The sequence below is a fragment of the Streptomyces sp. NPDC001492 genome (assembly GCF_053597275.1).
The window spans coordinates 322,174-337,070 of sequence record NZ_JBSFHW010000001.1 but is presented as its reverse complement, the minus strand read 5'-3'; the positions used below and the strand labels follow the sequence as shown (position 1 = coordinate 337,070).

At 70.8% G+C, this 14,897-nt stretch carries 9 protein-coding genes; all 9 read right to left on the bottom strand.

The window, feature by feature from the left end; genetic code table 11:
- Positions 1–39 precede the first annotated feature (39 nt).
- The 9 genes from ACWC1K_RS01660 to bldG all read right to left on the bottom strand — a co-directional run bounded on the left by ACWC1K_RS01660 (position 40) and on the right by bldG (position 14,738).
- Positions 40–1,245: a DNA polymerase III subunit delta' gene (locus ACWC1K_RS01660; protein ID WP_450827872.1), complete on the bottom strand. Its 1,206-nt coding sequence runs from the start codon at positions 1,243–1,245 to the stop codon at positions 40–42.
- A gap of 477 nt (positions 1,246–1,722) precedes the next feature.
- A complete protein-coding gene (tmk, locus tag ACWC1K_RS01655) occupies positions 1,723–4,947 on the bottom strand; it encodes a dTMP kinase (RefSeq protein ID WP_450827870.1) in 3,225 nt (1,074 codons plus the stop codon).
- A 138-nt stretch (positions 4,948–5,085) separates the two neighbouring features.
- Positions 5,086–7,920: a type I DNA topoisomerase gene (gene topA, locus ACWC1K_RS01650; protein ID WP_450827868.1), complete on the bottom strand. Its 2,835-nt coding sequence runs from the start codon at positions 7,918–7,920 to the stop codon at positions 5,086–5,088.
- Between the two features lie 249 nt (positions 7,921–8,169).
- The gene (locus ACWC1K_RS01645) at positions 8,170–8,367 is read right to left on the bottom strand and encodes a hypothetical protein (RefSeq protein WP_450827866.1); all 198 of its coding nucleotides are present in this window, start codon (positions 8,365–8,367) and stop codon (positions 8,170–8,172) included.
- A 409-nt stretch (positions 8,368–8,776) separates the two neighbouring features.
- Positions 8,777–10,312: a DUF7059 domain-containing protein gene (locus tag ACWC1K_RS01640; RefSeq protein WP_450827864.1), complete on the bottom strand. Its 1,536-nt coding sequence runs from the start codon at positions 10,310–10,312 to the stop codon at positions 8,777–8,779.
- A 43-nt stretch (positions 10,313–10,355) separates the two neighbouring features.
- Positions 10,356–10,949 carry a small secreted protein gene (locus ACWC1K_RS01635; protein ID WP_450827862.1) on the bottom strand — a complete coding sequence of 198 codons (594 nt, stop codon included), beginning with the start codon at positions 10,947–10,949 and terminating at the stop codon, positions 10,356–10,358.
- Between the two features lie 192 nt (positions 10,950–11,141).
- Positions 11,142–13,547, bottom strand: coding sequence for a sodium-translocating pyrophosphatase (locus ACWC1K_RS01630; RefSeq protein WP_450827860.1), 2,406 nt, complete (start codon positions 13,545–13,547; stop codon positions 11,142–11,144).
- 296 nt (positions 13,548–13,843) lie between these two features.
- Positions 13,844–14,278, bottom strand: coding sequence for an ATP-binding protein (locus ACWC1K_RS01625; protein ID WP_450827858.1), 435 nt, complete (start codon positions 14,276–14,278; stop codon positions 13,844–13,846).
- A 118-nt stretch (positions 14,279–14,396) separates the two neighbouring features.
- Entirely contained in the window at positions 14,397–14,738 is a 342-nt protein-coding gene (bldG, locus tag ACWC1K_RS01620) for an anti-sigma factor antagonist BldG (RefSeq protein WP_003975386.1), read from the bottom strand.
- Positions 14,739–14,897 lie beyond the last annotated feature (159 nt).

The window sequence follows — 14,897 nt, the reverse complement described above, 5'->3', positions numbered from 1 at the left end:
CTCGTCAACTTCCCGTTGATCACGGCAGTTCGGGCGCGGTCAGCCCGCTCTGAGGGCCATCGTCATCGCCTCGACCGCCAGCAGCGGGGCAACGTTGCGGTCGAGGGCCTCGCGGCAGGCGGCGATCGCCTCGATGCGGCGGAGGGTGGACTCGGGAGAGCCGGCGCGGGCGAGGCGCTCCAGGGTGTCCTCGGCGTCCGCGTTGGCGAGGGCCACGCGAGTGCCGAGCTGAAGAGCCAGGACGTCGCGGTAGAAGCCGGTGAGGTCGGTCAGGGCCAGGTCGAGGCTGTCGCGCTGCGTACGTGTTCTGCGCCGCTTCTGCTTGTCCTCCAGGTCCTTCATCACGCCCGCGGTGCCGCGCGGCATCCGACCGCCCTGGGACGCGCCCAGCGCCGCCTTCAGCTCCTCGGTCTCCTTGTCGTCCCGCTCCTCGGCGAGCTGCTTGGCGTCCTCGGCGGCCGCGTCGACGAGTTCCTGGGCGGCCTTGAGGCAGCCGCCGACGTCCTCGACGCGCAGGGGGAGCTTCAGGACGGCGGCGCGGCGCTCGCGTGCGGCCGGGTCGGTGGCCAGGCGGCGGGCCCGGTCGACGTGCCCCTGCGTGGCGCGGGCCGCCGCGGCGGCGACGGGCGGTTCGATGCCTTCCCGCCGTACGAGCATGTCGGCCACGGCGTCCACGGAGGGCGTGAGCAGGTTCAGATGCCGGCAGCGGGAACGGATCGTGGGCAGGACGTCCTCGATGGAGGGGGCGCACAGCAGCCAGACCGTACGCGGGGCGGGCTCCTCCACGGCTTTCAGGACGGCGTTGGCCGACTTCTCGTTCAGCCGCTCGGCGTCCTCGACGAGGATGACCTGCCAGCGGCCGTTGGCCGGCGAGGTGAACGACTTGCGGACGGTGTCGCGCATGTCGTCGGCGAGGATCTGTGTGCCGACGGCGGCAACGGTGGTGACGTCCGCGTGCGTGCCGATCAGCGCGGTGTGGCATCCGTCGCAGAACCCGCAGCCCGGGGCTCCGCCGAGCGCGCGGTCGGGGCTGACGCACTGCAGGGCGGCGGCGAACGCCCGCGCCGCCTGGGTCCGTCCGGCGCCCGGCGGCCCCGTGAACAGCCAGGCGTGCGTCATCTTCGACGTCTCGGGCGGTGGTGCGTCGGCGGCGGTCGCGGTGACCAGCGCATCGGCGTCCCGGGCGGCGGCGCCGAGCTGCTCGGACACCTTCTCCTGGCCGACGAGGTCGTCCCAGACCGTCATGCGCTCACCCCGCCCTTTCCTCACGTTTCACGTTGCGGGATCCATTGTGCGGCCCGGCACTGACAACGACGGCCGAGCACCTGGTGCCACCCCGGCGGCTCCCGTGCGACCTGGGCGAGGGAGCGGCTGTGCTGCTGCTCCGCAGAAGGCGAAGCAAGCCCGCATGGGCCGGATCCCGCCCGAGCCCCAGCGCAGAGCACCGAACCCTGGCGAGCGGACACCGCAACCTTCGGCCCACCCCGCCGACCACCCCGCCCGGACGCCGAAGCCACTCGCGTCTCCACGACGCCGGCGACTTCGCGTGCGACGCACCGGCCGGCCCCGCGTCAGCAACGATCCCGCCCGGACCTCGACGCCGTCCGGGGCTGACCCGCACCCGCGCATCCCTGCACCCCCGCACGGCAACCACGGCCGACCCGGCACCGAGCCAGGCCGGTCCACGCTCACCCGGCGCGCCCGGCCACGGGCCCGCCGGCCTCAGCCCCGGCGACCCCGGCCGCGCCGCCCCCGGCCCGCGCCGTCGTCGTCGTGCTCGTCCTCGCGCGGGCCGAGCAGTTCGTCCGCCAGGGTCGGCAGGTCGTCCAGCGGTGTCTCCTCGGCCCAGTCGGAGCGGGCCCGTCGCCTGGGCTCGCCGTCCGCGTCGATCTGGGGCATCTCCCGCGTGCGGTCCTCGGCGCCGTCCGGCCGGCCGCCCGTGCGCTCGTCCCGGAAGAGCCCCGGCGGCACCCGATGCGCGGGGTCCTCGCCCCGCACGGGAGGCAGCAGGGCGGTCTCGTCCTCCGCACCGGACGGCACCGGCGGCAGGACCGCCGTCTCGTCGGCCGCTCCCGGCACGACCGGCGGCAGCACGGCCGTCTCATCCGTCGCCCCCGTGGGGGTCGGCGGCTGCGGCAGCTTCGCCGTCACCTCGGACTCGGACTCGCCGCTGCGCGCAGCGCCCGGCTTCTCCTCCCGCACCGGCCGCAGCACCGCGGTCTCCTCGACCGGACCGCCCGACGCGTTCGTCGGCGTCACCACCGGTGTCGGCACCGTCGACGCCTCCGGCGGCACCGCGGGTGCCGCGGGTGCCGCAGGCCGCCTGGGGCCCGCCTCAGCGGCGGCCGCGGCCTGCTCGGCGAGCCGCCTTGCCTCCTCGGCGCGCAGCAGCGCCTCCTCGGCCTTGCGCTGCTTCTCCAGGCGCCGGGCCTCGGCCTCGGCGTGCAGCCGGGCCTCTTCCTCGGCCTGCTTGCGCCGCCGCTCCTCCTCGGCCTTGCGGCGGGCCTCCTCCTCGGCGCGGGCCTTCTCCTCCGCGAGCAGACGGGCCTGCTCCTCCTCGGCACGGCGGCGCGCCTCCTCGGCACGCAGCCGGGCCTCCTCCGCCTGCCGTTCGGCCTCGCGGCGCTGGGCCTCCTCCAGCTCGCGCCGCTTGCGCTCCTCCTCCTCGGCGCGCAGGCGCTCGAGCTGCTCCTGGCGCTCGCGCTCCAGCCGCTCCTCCTCGGCCTTGCGCGCGGCCTCCTCCTCGGCCCTGCGGCGGGCCTCCTCCTCGGCCTTCTTGCGCGCCTCCTCCTGGGCCTTCACCTCGGCCTCGGACAGCGGCAGCATCTGGTCGAGCCGGTGCCGTACGACGGTGGTGACGGCCTCGGGCTCCTGGCCCGCGTCCACCACCAGGTAGCGCCCGGGGTCGGCCGCGGCCAGCGTGAGGAAACCGGACCGCACGCGCGCGTGGAACTCGGCCGGCTCCGACTCCAGCCGGTCCGGCGCCTCCGTGAACCGCTCGCGCGCGATGTCCGGCGCGACGTCGAGGAGGACGGTCAGATGCGGCACGAGGCCGTTCGTCGCCCAGCGGTTGATACGGGCGATCTCGGTCGGGGACAGATCACGGCCCGCCCCCTGGTAGGCCACCGAGGAGTCGATGTAGCGGTCGGAGATGACCACCGCGCCCCGCTCCAGCGCGGGCCTGACCACGGTGTCCACGTGTTCCGCGCGGTCCGCCGCGTACAGCAGGGCCTCCGCTCGGTGGGACAGCCCCGCGCTCGACACGTCCAGCAGGATCGACCGCAGGCGCTTGCCCACCGGTGTCGCCCCCGGCTCACGGGTCAGCACGACCTCGTGGCCCTTGCCGCGGATCCACTCGGCGAGGGCCTCGGCCTGCGTGGACTTGCCGGCCCCGTCGCCGCCCTCCAGAGCGATGAAGAAACCGTTCGAGGCCGGTACCGTCACCGGGTCGTCGCCGCCCAGCAGCGCGTCCCGCAGGTCGTGCCGCAGCGGCACGCCCGAGCGGTCGTCGACCTTGGCCAGCACCAGGGCGGCCACCGGCAGCAGCAGCGCCCCCACCAGCATCAGGGTGAACGCGGCGCCGCCGTGTGCGAACACGAACTTGCCGTTCTCCAGCCGGTGCGGCCCGATCCCCGTCGCCACCACGGGCGCGATCACGGCGCCGAGCGCCACGCACACACGTACCACCGCGTGCAGGTGCTCCGTCGTACGCGCCCGCCGGTAGTCCTCGGCCTCCTGGTCGAGCAGCGTGTGGCCGGTGTTGGCGGCCACACCCGCGCCGATGCCGGCCAGGGCGACGATCAGCATGACCGTGGTGACGTCCGGGACGAGCCCGGCGGCCAGCAGCGCCACGCCGGTGAAGGCGATCGCCAGCGCGAGCAGCCGGCGCCGCGACAGGGTCGGCAGCACGGAAGGCGCCGTACGGATGCCGACGACGACACCGCCCGTCAGCGCGAGCACCAGCAGCCCGTACGTCACCGGGCCGCCGTGCAGGTCCGTGGCGTGCAGCACGCAGACGGCGACGGCCGCGGAGACCGCCCCCGCGACAGCGGCGGCCGCGAGCACGAGCAGCGGGATGGCGCCGGTGCGGCCCTTGTCCACGCCCGTGCCCGTCCTGGGGCGGCGCAGCCCCTCCAGCGGCGAACGCGCGCGCGGGGTGCGCGTGTCGGGCAGCTCCAGGAAGGTCACCACGGACAGCGACGCGGCGAACAGGCCGGCCGCCACATACGAGGCGAGGGCCGCCTGGTGCTGGTCGAACCAGTCGAGCCCGGTGCCGAGAAGGTTGTTGAGCAGCCCCGCGACGACGAGCGCGGCGGCCGCCAGCGGGATCGCCACGAAACTCGTACGCAGCGAGAGGCGGCGCAGAGCGTCCATGTGGTCCGGCAGCGGTCGTACCGTCGCGCCCTCCGGGGGCGGGGCCGGCAGCAGGGCGGGCGCCGCGCTCTCGCGGCACACCGTCCAGAAGCGCTCGGCAACCGCGGTGACGAAGGCCGTGACCAGCAGCGCGGCGAGCGCATTGCCGGGAGTCCAGTCGATCCACAGGGGCGCGACGATCAGCGCGGCGACCCGGACGCCGTCCGCGCCGACCATGGTCCAGCGGCGGTCGAGCGGGCCCTCCTGGGACGTCAGGGAGGTCAGCGGCCCCAGCAGGACGGCTCCGAAGAGCAGCGTCGCCAGGATGCGCACTCCGAAAACGGTCGCCACTGCGAACGCCACGCCCCGGTACCCACCGCCGAACGAGCCCTCGCCGATCGCCGCCTGGAGGGCGAGGAGCACCAGCACGAGGAGGGCGAGGGTGTCGCCGACTCCGCCCACGAGTTGTGCGCTCCACAGCCGTCGCAACTGCGGTCGGCGCAGCAGGGCGCGGACGGCACGCTCGCGGGAGTCCGCGACAAGGGCGTCGTCGGGGGCCGGGTGGTGGCCCGTTGGCTGCTCGGCTCGCGTCATGCATTCAGCCTATCGGGACCGACTGACAGCCCGGGGCGCGCGTGCGGACGTGCGCACGCCCCGACACCAAAGCGATATCGGGGCGTTCGTTTTGCGAAGCGTCCGTGGAGGAAGGTGCCCCGGCTCAGTCGCCTTGACTCAGTCGTCCGACGTCGTCTTCGAAGCCGTCGCCTTCTTCGCGGCGGTCTTCTTGGCGGTGGTCGTCTTGGCAGCCGTCTTCTTCGCAGCCGTCGTCTTCTTCGCCGCCGTCTTCTTGGCGGCCGTCGCCTTCTTGGCCGGGGCCTTCTTCGCGGGCGCCTTCTTCGCCGTCTTCTTGGCGGGCGCTTTCGCCCGCTTCTCGGCGAGCAGTTCGAAGCCGCGCTCGGGGGTGATCTCCTCGACGCTGTCGCCGGAGCGCAGGGTCGCGTTGGTCTCCCCGTCGGTGACGTACGGCCCGAAGCGGCCGTCCTTGACGACCACCGGCTTCTCACTGACCGGGTCGGTGCCCAGCTCCTTCAGCGGCGGCTTGGCGGCCGCACGGCCACGCTGCTTGGGCTGCGAGTAGATCTGCAGGGCCTCTTCGAGCGTGATCGTGAAGAGCTGCTCCTCGGACTGCAGCGAACGCGAATCCGTGCCCTTCTTCAGGTACGGCCCGTACCGCCCGTTCTGCGCGGTGATCTCCTGGCCCTCGGCGTCCGTACCGACGACCCGCGGCAGCGACATCAGCTTGAGCGCGTCCTCGAGCGTCACCGTGTCCAGCGACATCGACTTGAACAGCGAGGCCGTACGCGGCTTCACGGCGTTCTTGCCGGTCTTCGGGGTGCCCTCGGGGAGCACCTCGGTGACGTACGGGCCGTAGCGGCCGTCGCGGGCGATGATCTGATGGCCCGTCTGCGGGTCGGCACCGAGCTCGAAGTCACCGCTCGGCTTGGCAAGCAGTTCCTCCGCGAGCTCGACGCTCAGCTCGTCCGGCGCGAGGTCCTCGGGCACGTCGGCCCGCTGGTGGCCCTCGGCGTCCTTCTCGCCGCGCTCGATGTACGGGCCGTAGCGCCCGACGCGCAGCACGATGTCGTTGCCCACCGGGAACGACGACACCTCGCGCGCGTCGATCGCACCCAGGTCGGTCACCAGCTCCTTGAGGCCGCCGAGGTGGTCCCCGTCGCCGTTGCCGGCGTCGGCCGCGCTGCCGTTGGTGACGCCCTCGCCGAAGTAGAACCGCTTCAGCCACGGCACGGCCTGCGCCTCGCCGCGCGCGATGCGGTCGAGGTCGTCCTCCATCCTGGCGGTGAAGTCGTAGTCCACGAGCCGCCCGAAGTGCTTCTCCAGGAGGTTGACCACGGCGAAGGACAGGAAGGACGGGACGAGCGCCGTGCCCTTCTTGAAGACATAGCCGCGATCGAGGATCGTGCCGATGATCGACGCATACGTCGACGGACGGCCGATCTCGCGCTCTTCGAGCTCCTTGACCAGGCTGGCCTCGGTGTAGCGGGCCGGGGGCTTGGTGGCGTGCCCGTCGACCGTGATCTCCTCGGCGCTGAGCCGGTCGCCCTCGGCGACCTGCGGCAGCCGGCGCTCGCGGTCGTCCAGCTCGGCGTTCGGGTCGTCGGCACCCTCGACGTAGGCCTTCAGGAAGCCGTGGAAGGTGATGGTCTTGCCGGACGCGCTGAACTCGACGTCCCGGCCGTCGGCGGCCGTGCCGCCGATCTTCACCGTGACGGAGTTGCCGGTCGCGTCCTTCATCTGGGAGGCGACGGTCCGCTTCCAGATCAGCTCGTACAGCTTGAACTGGTCGCCGGTCAGGCCGGTCTCGGCGGGAGTGCGGAAACGATCACCCGAGGGCCGGATCGCCTCGTGCGCCTCCTGCGCGTTCTTGACCTTGCCGGCGTACGTCCGCGGGGCCGACGGCAGGTAGTCGGCGCCGTACAGCTGCGTCACCTGGGCGCGGGCGGCGGCCACGGCGGTGTCGCTCAGCGTCGTGGAGTCCGTACGCATGTAGGTGATGTAGCCGTTCTCGTACAGCTTCTGCGCGACCTGCATGGTGGCCTTCGCGCCGAAGCCCAGCTTGCGGCTCGCCTCCTGCTGCAGCGTCGTCGTACGGAACGGGGCGTACGGCGAGCGGCGGTACGGCTTGGACTCGACCGAGCGCACCGAGAACTGCGTGCTCTCCAGGGCGGCGGCGAGGGCGCGGGCGTTCGCCTCGTCGAGGTGGAGGGTGTTCGCGCTCTTGAGTTGTCCCAGGGAGTCGAAGTCGCGGCCCTGCGCGACCCGCCTGCCGTCGACGGTCTGCAGGCGGGCGACCAGCGACGACGGGTCCGACGCGTCCCCCGCGCGGCCGGTCGCGAAGGTGCCCGTCAGGTCCCAGTACTCGGCAGAACGAAAAGCGATGCGCTCGCGTTCCCGCTCCACCACGAGTCGTGTCGCCACGGACTGGACACGGCCGGCCGACAGCCGCGGCATGACCTTCTTCCACAGGACCGGCGAGACCTCGTAGCCGTAGAGACGGTCGAGGATGCGGCGGGTCTCCTGGGCGTCGACCATGCGCTTGTTGAGGTCGCGCGGGTTGGCGACGGCCTCGCGGATCGCGTCCTTGGTGATCTCGTGGAACACCATGCGCTTGACCGGGACCTTGGGCTTCAGCACCTCCAGGAGGTGCCACGCGATGGCCTCGCCCTCGCGGTCCTCATCGGTGGCGAGGAAGAGCTCGTCGGAGTCGGCGAGCAGGTCCTTGAGCTTCTTGACCTGGGCCCTCTTGTCAGCGTTGACCACATAGACGGGCTGGAAGTCGTGCTCGACGTCCACACCGAGGCGGCGGACCTCGCCGGTGTACTTCTCCGGCACCTCCGCGGCGCCGTTGGGAAGGTCGCGGATGTGCCCGACGCTCGCCTCGACGGTGTAGCCGGGGCCGAGGTAGCCCTTGATCGTCTTCGCCTTGGCAGGCGACTCGACGATGACGAGTCGGCGGCCGCCGTGTGCGGTCTCGCTGGTCGGGGACAACTTCGCTCTTCTCTCCGGTCGACGCTGGGGCCTCCCCGGATGGTTCTCGGTCCCGGGGGCGGGTCGTGGTGACGCTGCGGAGTGTGACGGTACATCCCGCCCCCGTGTCAAACGGGAAAAGCCCGCAACGGCCACTCGAACGGTAACCCGACTACCGCCATTCCTGCCGCCCGGAGTACCCACCGGCCTTTTCGAGCCAGTCCGGAGGATCACCTCTCAATTAACCAAGCCGCAGCTCCGGGGCTGCTTTCAGACCCGGGTCAGGCACCATGCCCCGAGGGCCAGCATGATCACCGAGGCAAGGCTCGCGACGGTCGCCGATGCGACGGGGTTCACACCGTGGGCGACCGGCTCGCGGCGCCCCACCCGGGCCACGGTCCATGCCAGCAGCGCCCCTCCGAACAGGGCGAACACCACTCCCGCGAAGATCGCCGGTCCGCTCTCCATGGCTTGCCGTGCCCCTTTTCTCCCGTTCGCGAGTGCCCCGCCCGGCGAGACTGACACGCGCGGGCGGCGCACAGGCGAACCCGGGGTGAACGCGGAGCCGACGGACCCGGAGACTCACCCGGGACCGGGACCTCGCCCGGCCTTCACACGCGCCCCAGTGGTTCCCTCCCGCCACGCAGCCGTACCCGATGTGCTCGGGCCGCGGCGCGCAGGTCGACTCGAATTAGTTGCTGCACAGCTTGTTTCTGCTTGTTCCGGCACAGCTGGTCCCTGCTTGTTCCGGCACAACTCGTTCGCTTTGCCGATGACCTTCTCACCGGTCAATTCGCCAGGGCGCGTGAACTTCCGCCGCCACAGACCCGCAATCCGTGCCCGCGTCCCTAAAACGGCCCCCTTCGCCGTCGCGCCCCTACGCCGGCTCGAGGAATCCCTGCTCCACCAGCAGTCTGATCTGCGCCGGCGTACGGTCGCGCAGCAACACCGGGTCCTCGCCGACCAGTTGGGCGATCGCGTCCAGGATGCGGCCGGCGCTCAGCGAACCGTCGCACACGCCCGCGAAGCCCGCGCCGACGGTGTCCACCTTGGTGGCCCGCCGCATGCCCCGGTGCTGGCGCAGCACGACGTGCTCCGGGTCCTCGGCGCCGGGCAGCCCGACCTGCTCCTGGACGACCTCGGAGACGAGCTTGAAGTGCCCTTCGAGCAGGGCCGCGTCGTCGTGCGCCCGCAGAAAGTCGAGGCGGTCGAAGTGCGCCCGTACCGTGTCGCCGAGCGGCTGCTCGACCGGGTGCGGCCACTCCTCCACGGTGATCGAGGGCACGGCGGCCGTCGTCCTGCGCAGGGTGATCCAGCCGAACCCGACGGCCTTCACCTTGCGCGCCTCGAACTCGTCCAGCCAGGCGTCGTAGCGCGCCTGGTACTCGGCCGGGTCGCCCCGGTGGTCACCGGCGTCCCTGAGCCACAACTCGGCGTACTGCGTGACGTCCTGGACCTCGCGCTGCACGATCCAGGCGTCGCAGCCGCGCGGCACCCACGACCTGATCCTGTCCTGCCAGTCCTCCCCCTCCACGTGCTGCCAGTTGGCGAGAAACTGCGCGAACCCGCCCTCGTTCAGGCGGTCGCCCGCACCTTGAACGAGCGTGCGGCACAGATCGTCCCCGCTCATCCCGCCGTCCCGGTAGGTCAGCCGTGCGCCGGGCGAGATCACGAAGGGAGGGTTCGACACGATCAGGTCGTACGTCTCGTCCTCACGCACCGGCTCGAACAGCGAGCCCTCGCGCAGCTCGGCCGCCGGTGCGCCGGAGAGCGCCAGCGTGAGCGCGGTGATGTGCAGCGCGCGCGGGTTGAGATCGGTCGCCGTCACGCGCGTGGCGTGCTGTGCGGCGTGCAGCGCCTGGATACCGGAGCCGGTGCCGAGGTCGAGGGCGGCGGAGACGGGCGTACGGACGGTGATGCCCGCAAGGGTCGTGGACGCGCCGCCGACGCCGAGGACGACGCCCTCCTCGCGGCTGCCGATCCCGCCCGCTCCACCGACCGCACACCCGAGGTCGGACACGATGAACCAGTCCTCGCCGCCGGGCCCGCCGTACGGCCGTACATCAACGGTGGCGGCCACGTCGTCCTTGGAGGCTCCACCCACGCGCACCAGCCAGCCGTCCTCCAGACACTCCTCGACGGGCAGAACGCCGGCCACGCGCGCGTGCGGCACGGGCTGCTGCAGCAGGAACAGCCGTACGAGCAGCTCCAGCGGCGTGTCCCCACGGGTCGCCCGGAGTGCGGGCACGGTCTCGCTGCGCGCCAGCGCCGCGTACGCGGGGGCGCCGAGCAGTTCGAGCAGGCCGTCGGCGGTGAAAGACGCCCCGAGCAGGGCGTCCCGCAGCCGGGCGGCGACGTCGGTACGGCCGGGAGCGGGGGCAGCGGGCAGGGCGGGCAGACCTGAGGTACTCACGCCCCCATTGTGGCGGGGCCGAGGGGTCGGCTGCAGCTTTGGCTCAGCTCGCCGCCGGCGAGGGGGCGGTGGAAGCGCTCTTGCAGCTGGACTGCTTGGCCATCGACTTGCCGACGTCGCCCGCCTCGAGGTTCTTCAGGGCGTCGTTGCCGCTCGTGCTCAGCTTGTCCAGCGAGGTCGCGATGCCCTTGAGGCCGTCGGCGAACTTGGCCTGGTCCTTGACGTCGAGCCCGTCGACCTGCTTCTTCAGAGCGGCGTACGACGCGGCGATGTCGTCGAGCTCCTTGACCGCGTCCGTCTGCTTCTTCGCACCGTTGTCGACATCGGGGGCCCCGGCCTTGCGGACCGCGTCGCCGATCGCCTTGTAGGCGTCCGACATGTCCTGGAAGGCCTGGGCGTCGGTCTTGCGGACGGCGTCCGGCGTGCTGTTGTCCGAGGTCTGCTTCTGGATCGCGGCATTGGCGGCCTCGATCTTCTTCGCCTGCGGCTGCACCGCGTCGCAGACCTGCTTGGCCCAGGCATCCAGCTTGTCGTTGCCTTTGCTGCTGCTGGTGCATCCGGACAGCGCCAGTACCAGTACCGCACCGCCGGACAGTGCGGCCGCGAGCTTCTTGTTCACCGGATTGGTCCCTTCCATGGCTCTCGGCCCCGGAACATACACGCCGGACGGGTGACAGCCGCATGCCGAACGACGACTATGACACCTTTTGTGACCAATTACACCAGGCGAGAGAAGGCTCACGGCGAGGGTGTGAAAACAGCGGACGGGCGGGCGACGCGTCAACACGCGCCGCCCGCCCGCCTCTTGAGAAGGACCTCGTGGGGCCGCCTACGAAACCACCGCAGGATCGGCCGACTTGGCCACCCGTTCGGCGCCACCCTCGTCGCCCACGGCGATCCCGCGCCGCTTGGAGACGTAGACCGCCCCGACGATGACAAGCAGGGCGAGAACCGCGATGGCGATCCGTACCCCGAGGTTCTTGTCGTCGCCGTAGCTGAACTTGATCACCGCGGGTGCGATGAGCAGCGACACCAGGTTCATCACCTTCAGCAGCGGGTTGATCGCGGGACCCGCGGTGTCCTTGAAGGGGTCGCCGACCGTGTCGCCGATCACCGTCGCGGCGTGGGCCTCGCTGCCCTTGCCGCCGTGGTGACCGTCCTCGACGAGTTTCTTGGCGTTGTCCCAGGCCCCGCCGGAGTTGGCGAGGAACACCGCCATCAGCGTGCCCGTGCCGATCGCGCCGGCCAGATAGGCGCCGAGCGCGCCGACACCGAGCGTGAACCCGATGAAGATGGGCGCCATCACGGCGAGCAGACCAGGCGTGGCGAGTTCCCTCAGCGCGTCCTTGGTGCAGATGTCGACGACGCGCCCGTACTCGGGCTTCTCGGTGTAGTCCATGATCCCGGGATGCTCGCGGAACTGCCGCCGCACCTCGTAGACCACGGACCCCGCCGACCGCGACACCGCGTTGATCGCCAGCCCCGAGAAGAGGAAGACGACCGCCGCGCCCGCGATCAGGCCGACGAGGTTGTTGGGCTGCGAGATGTCCATCATCAGGCTCATCGGGGCGCCCGCTCCGGAGAGCTTCTCGCCGACGTCCTGCGCGCCGGTCGTGATCGCGTCACGGTACGACCCGAAGAGCGCCGATGCCGCGAGGACCGCGGTGGCGATGGCGATGCCCTTGGTGATGGCCTTGGTGGTGTTGCCGACCGCGTCCAGGTTGGTGAGCACCTGGGCGCCGGCGCCTGTGACGTCGCCGGACATCTCGGCGATGCCCTGCGCGTTGTCGGAGACCGGGCCGAAGGTGTCCATCGCGACGATCACGCCGACCGTGGTGAGCAGGCCGGTGCCGGCCAGCGCCACAGCGAACAGCGCAAGCATGATCGACGTGCCGCCGAGCAGGAAGGCCCCGTAGACGCCGAGACCGATCAGCAGGGCGGTGTACACGGCCGATTCCAGACCCACCGAGATACCGGCGAGGACGACGGTGGCCGGGCCGGTCAGCGAGGTCTTGCCGATGTCCATGACAGGGCGGCGGTTGGTCTCGGTGAAGTAGCCGGTCAGCTGCTGGATCACAGCGGCCAGCACGATGCCGATCGCCACCGCGACGACCGCGAGGATCCGCGGGTCGCCGTCCTTGGCCTTGATGGCGGCATCGGTGACGCCGTCGAGGTCCGAGTACTTGGACGGGAGATAGATGAAGACGGCCGCCGCCACCAGCACGAGCGAGATCGCCGCGGAGATGAAGAAGCCCCGGTTGATCGCAGTCATGCCACTGCGGTCGGCCCGGCGCGGGGCGACCGCGAAGATGCCGATCATGGCGGTGACGACACCGATCGCGGGCACGATCAGCGGGAAGGCCAGTCCGGAGTCGCCGAAGGCCACCTTGCCGAGGATCAGCGCGGCGACCAGGGTCACGGCGTACGACTCGAACAGGTCGGCCGCCATGCCCGCGCAGTCGCCGACGTTGTCGCCCACATTGTCGGCGATGGTCGCGGCATTGCGCGGGTCGTCCTCCGGAATGCCCTGCTCGACCTTGCCGACCAGGTCGGCGCCGACGTCGGCGGCCTTGGTGAAGATGCCGCCGCCGACACGCATGAACATGGCGATCAGGGCGGCCCCGAGGCCGAAGCCTTCGAGCACTTTCGGCGCGTCGGCCGCGTACACCAGCACCACGCAGGAGGCGCCCAGCAGACCGAGCCCCACTGTGAACATGCCGACGACGCCGCCCGTACGGAAAGCGATCTTCATGGCTTTGTGCGAGACGGCGGTGAGATCCTTTTCCGGCTCACCCTCCGCCGGGGTCGCTTCCCGGGCCGCCGCGGCGACACGGACATTGCTGCGCACGGCGAGCCACATACCGATATAGCCGGTGGCTGCCGAGAACGCCGCGCCGATCAGAAAGAAGATCGATCGTCCGGCGCGCTGATTCCAGTCGTCCGCGGGCAGCAGCATGAGCAGGAAGAACACGACGACGGCGAATACGCCGAGCGTGCGCAGCTGCCGGGCCAGATAGGCATTCGCACCTTCCTGGACCGCTCCTGCGATCTCCTTCATGCTGTCGGTGCCCTCGTCCGCCGCCAGCACCTGGCGGACCAGGATGCCTGCGACCACGAGTGCGGCCAGCGCGACGACCCCGATGACCGTCACGATGATCCGGTTGTCGTCTGTCAGTACTGCGGCTGCGAGGGTCGTGGGGTGGTCAAACTGATGAGGGGTAGAAAGCCCCGCCATTCGTCCTCCTTGACGCTTGGGCTGAGCTCAAGATGTGGACGGATTGTAGGTACCGCGACCTGATCAAAACAGTCCGCGGTAAACGGAATTAGCCTTCACATGCTCTTCAGCAAATGATCGACGTCAAGCCACAGAACCCGAAAGAGGTAATGCCTCAAAGGCATTGACGCCTGCATTGACGCTTGATCAAATTATCGGGTGATTGATCGTGAATTCCTTCACGAATTCCCGGGAACGGCCGGAAAAACACCAAGGGCCCTGCTCAGCAGGGCCCTTGGACGTCTTGCGAGGGTGAGTCAGGCGAGCACCGCAGTGGGCGGTGGCGTGGTCGGCCAGGTCATGCGGATCAGCCCGCCGTGCGCGCCGGCGGACACCTCCACGTCGTCGACGAGTCCGCTGATGACCGCGAGGCCCATTTCGTCCTCCTCGGTATCCACGTCCTCACCCGCCGAGCCCGGCGCCCCGTCTCCGGGGGACGAGCGTGGTGCCTCGTCGCCGACCTCGATGGAGAACTGTTTCTCCTCCTCGACCAGCTGCACCTTTACCGGCGCCGTGATCCCGGCGCTCTGGTGCAGTCCGACGGCACGGCTGCAGGCCTCGCCGACGGCGAGTCTGACCTCGTCGAGGACGGCCTCGTCCACTCCGGCCCTGCGCGCCACCGCTGCCGCCACCAGCCGTGCGGTCCTGACGTGCTCGGGCAGCGCGCTGAAGCGGAGTTCAACGGTGGCCATGCATCCCCCTCGGAACTACGGGCGTGCGGTCGGGGGACCGGGCTGCCGAAAGCCCGGACCCCCTCATTGAACTTCTTCCGCCTTGGGAGCGGTCCTTTCCCGCTCCCTGGGGCGGTGGTCAGTCGGTGGCCGCCACCGCTTCCTCGACCGAGGTGTGGATCGGGAACACCTTGGTGAGGCCGGTGATACGGAAGATCTTCAGAATGCGCTCCTGGTTGCAGACCAGGCGCAGCGAGCCCTCATGGGCACGTACCCGCTTCAGGCCGCCGACCAGCACGCCGAGCCCGGTGGAGTCGAGGAAGTCCACGCCCTCCATGTCGACGACGAGGTGGAAACTCCCGTCGTTCACCAGCTCGACCAGCTGCTCGCGCAGCTTGGGCGCGGTATATACGTCGATTTCTCCACCGACCTCGACGACCGTACGATCGCCGACGGTACGGGTCGACAGGGACAGGTCCACGGATCCTCCAGCACCTTGCTACTCGAGCGGTCGCCCCTCGGGACACCTCGGCAGAGCCCCCGGAACGGTTCGCCAGCCGCGATGGCATTCAATCACTTACGGCAGACGTGCACGACGCCTTGGTCCCATTGTCCGTCACGCCGGTGACACACTCGGTGC

What these genes read in the sequence shown, in the direction of transcription:
- ACWC1K_RS01660 (WP_450827872.1), bottom strand. Translation starts at nt 1,245, where the DNA reads ATGACGGTCTGGGACGACCTCGTCGGCCAGGAGAAGGTGTCCGAGCAG.
- tmk (WP_450827870.1), bottom strand. Translation starts at nt 4,947, where the DNA reads ATGACGCGAGCCGAGCAGCCAACGGGCCACCACCCGGCCCCCGACGAC.
- ACWC1K_RS01645 (WP_450827866.1), bottom strand. Translation starts at nt 8,367, where the DNA reads ATGGAGAGCGGACCGGCGATCTTCGCGGGAGTGGTGTTCGCCCTGTTC.
- ACWC1K_RS01635 (WP_450827862.1), bottom strand. Translation starts at nt 10,949, where the DNA reads ATGGAAGGGACCAATCCGGTGAACAAGAAGCTCGCGGCCGCACTGTCC.
- ACWC1K_RS01630 (WP_450827860.1), bottom strand. Translation starts at nt 13,547, where the DNA reads ATGGCGGGGCTTTCTACCCCTCATCAGTTTGACCACCCCACGACCCTC.
- ACWC1K_RS01625 (WP_450827858.1), bottom strand. Translation starts at nt 14,278, where the DNA reads ATGGCCACCGTTGAACTCCGCTTCAGCGCGCTGCCCGAGCACGTCAGG.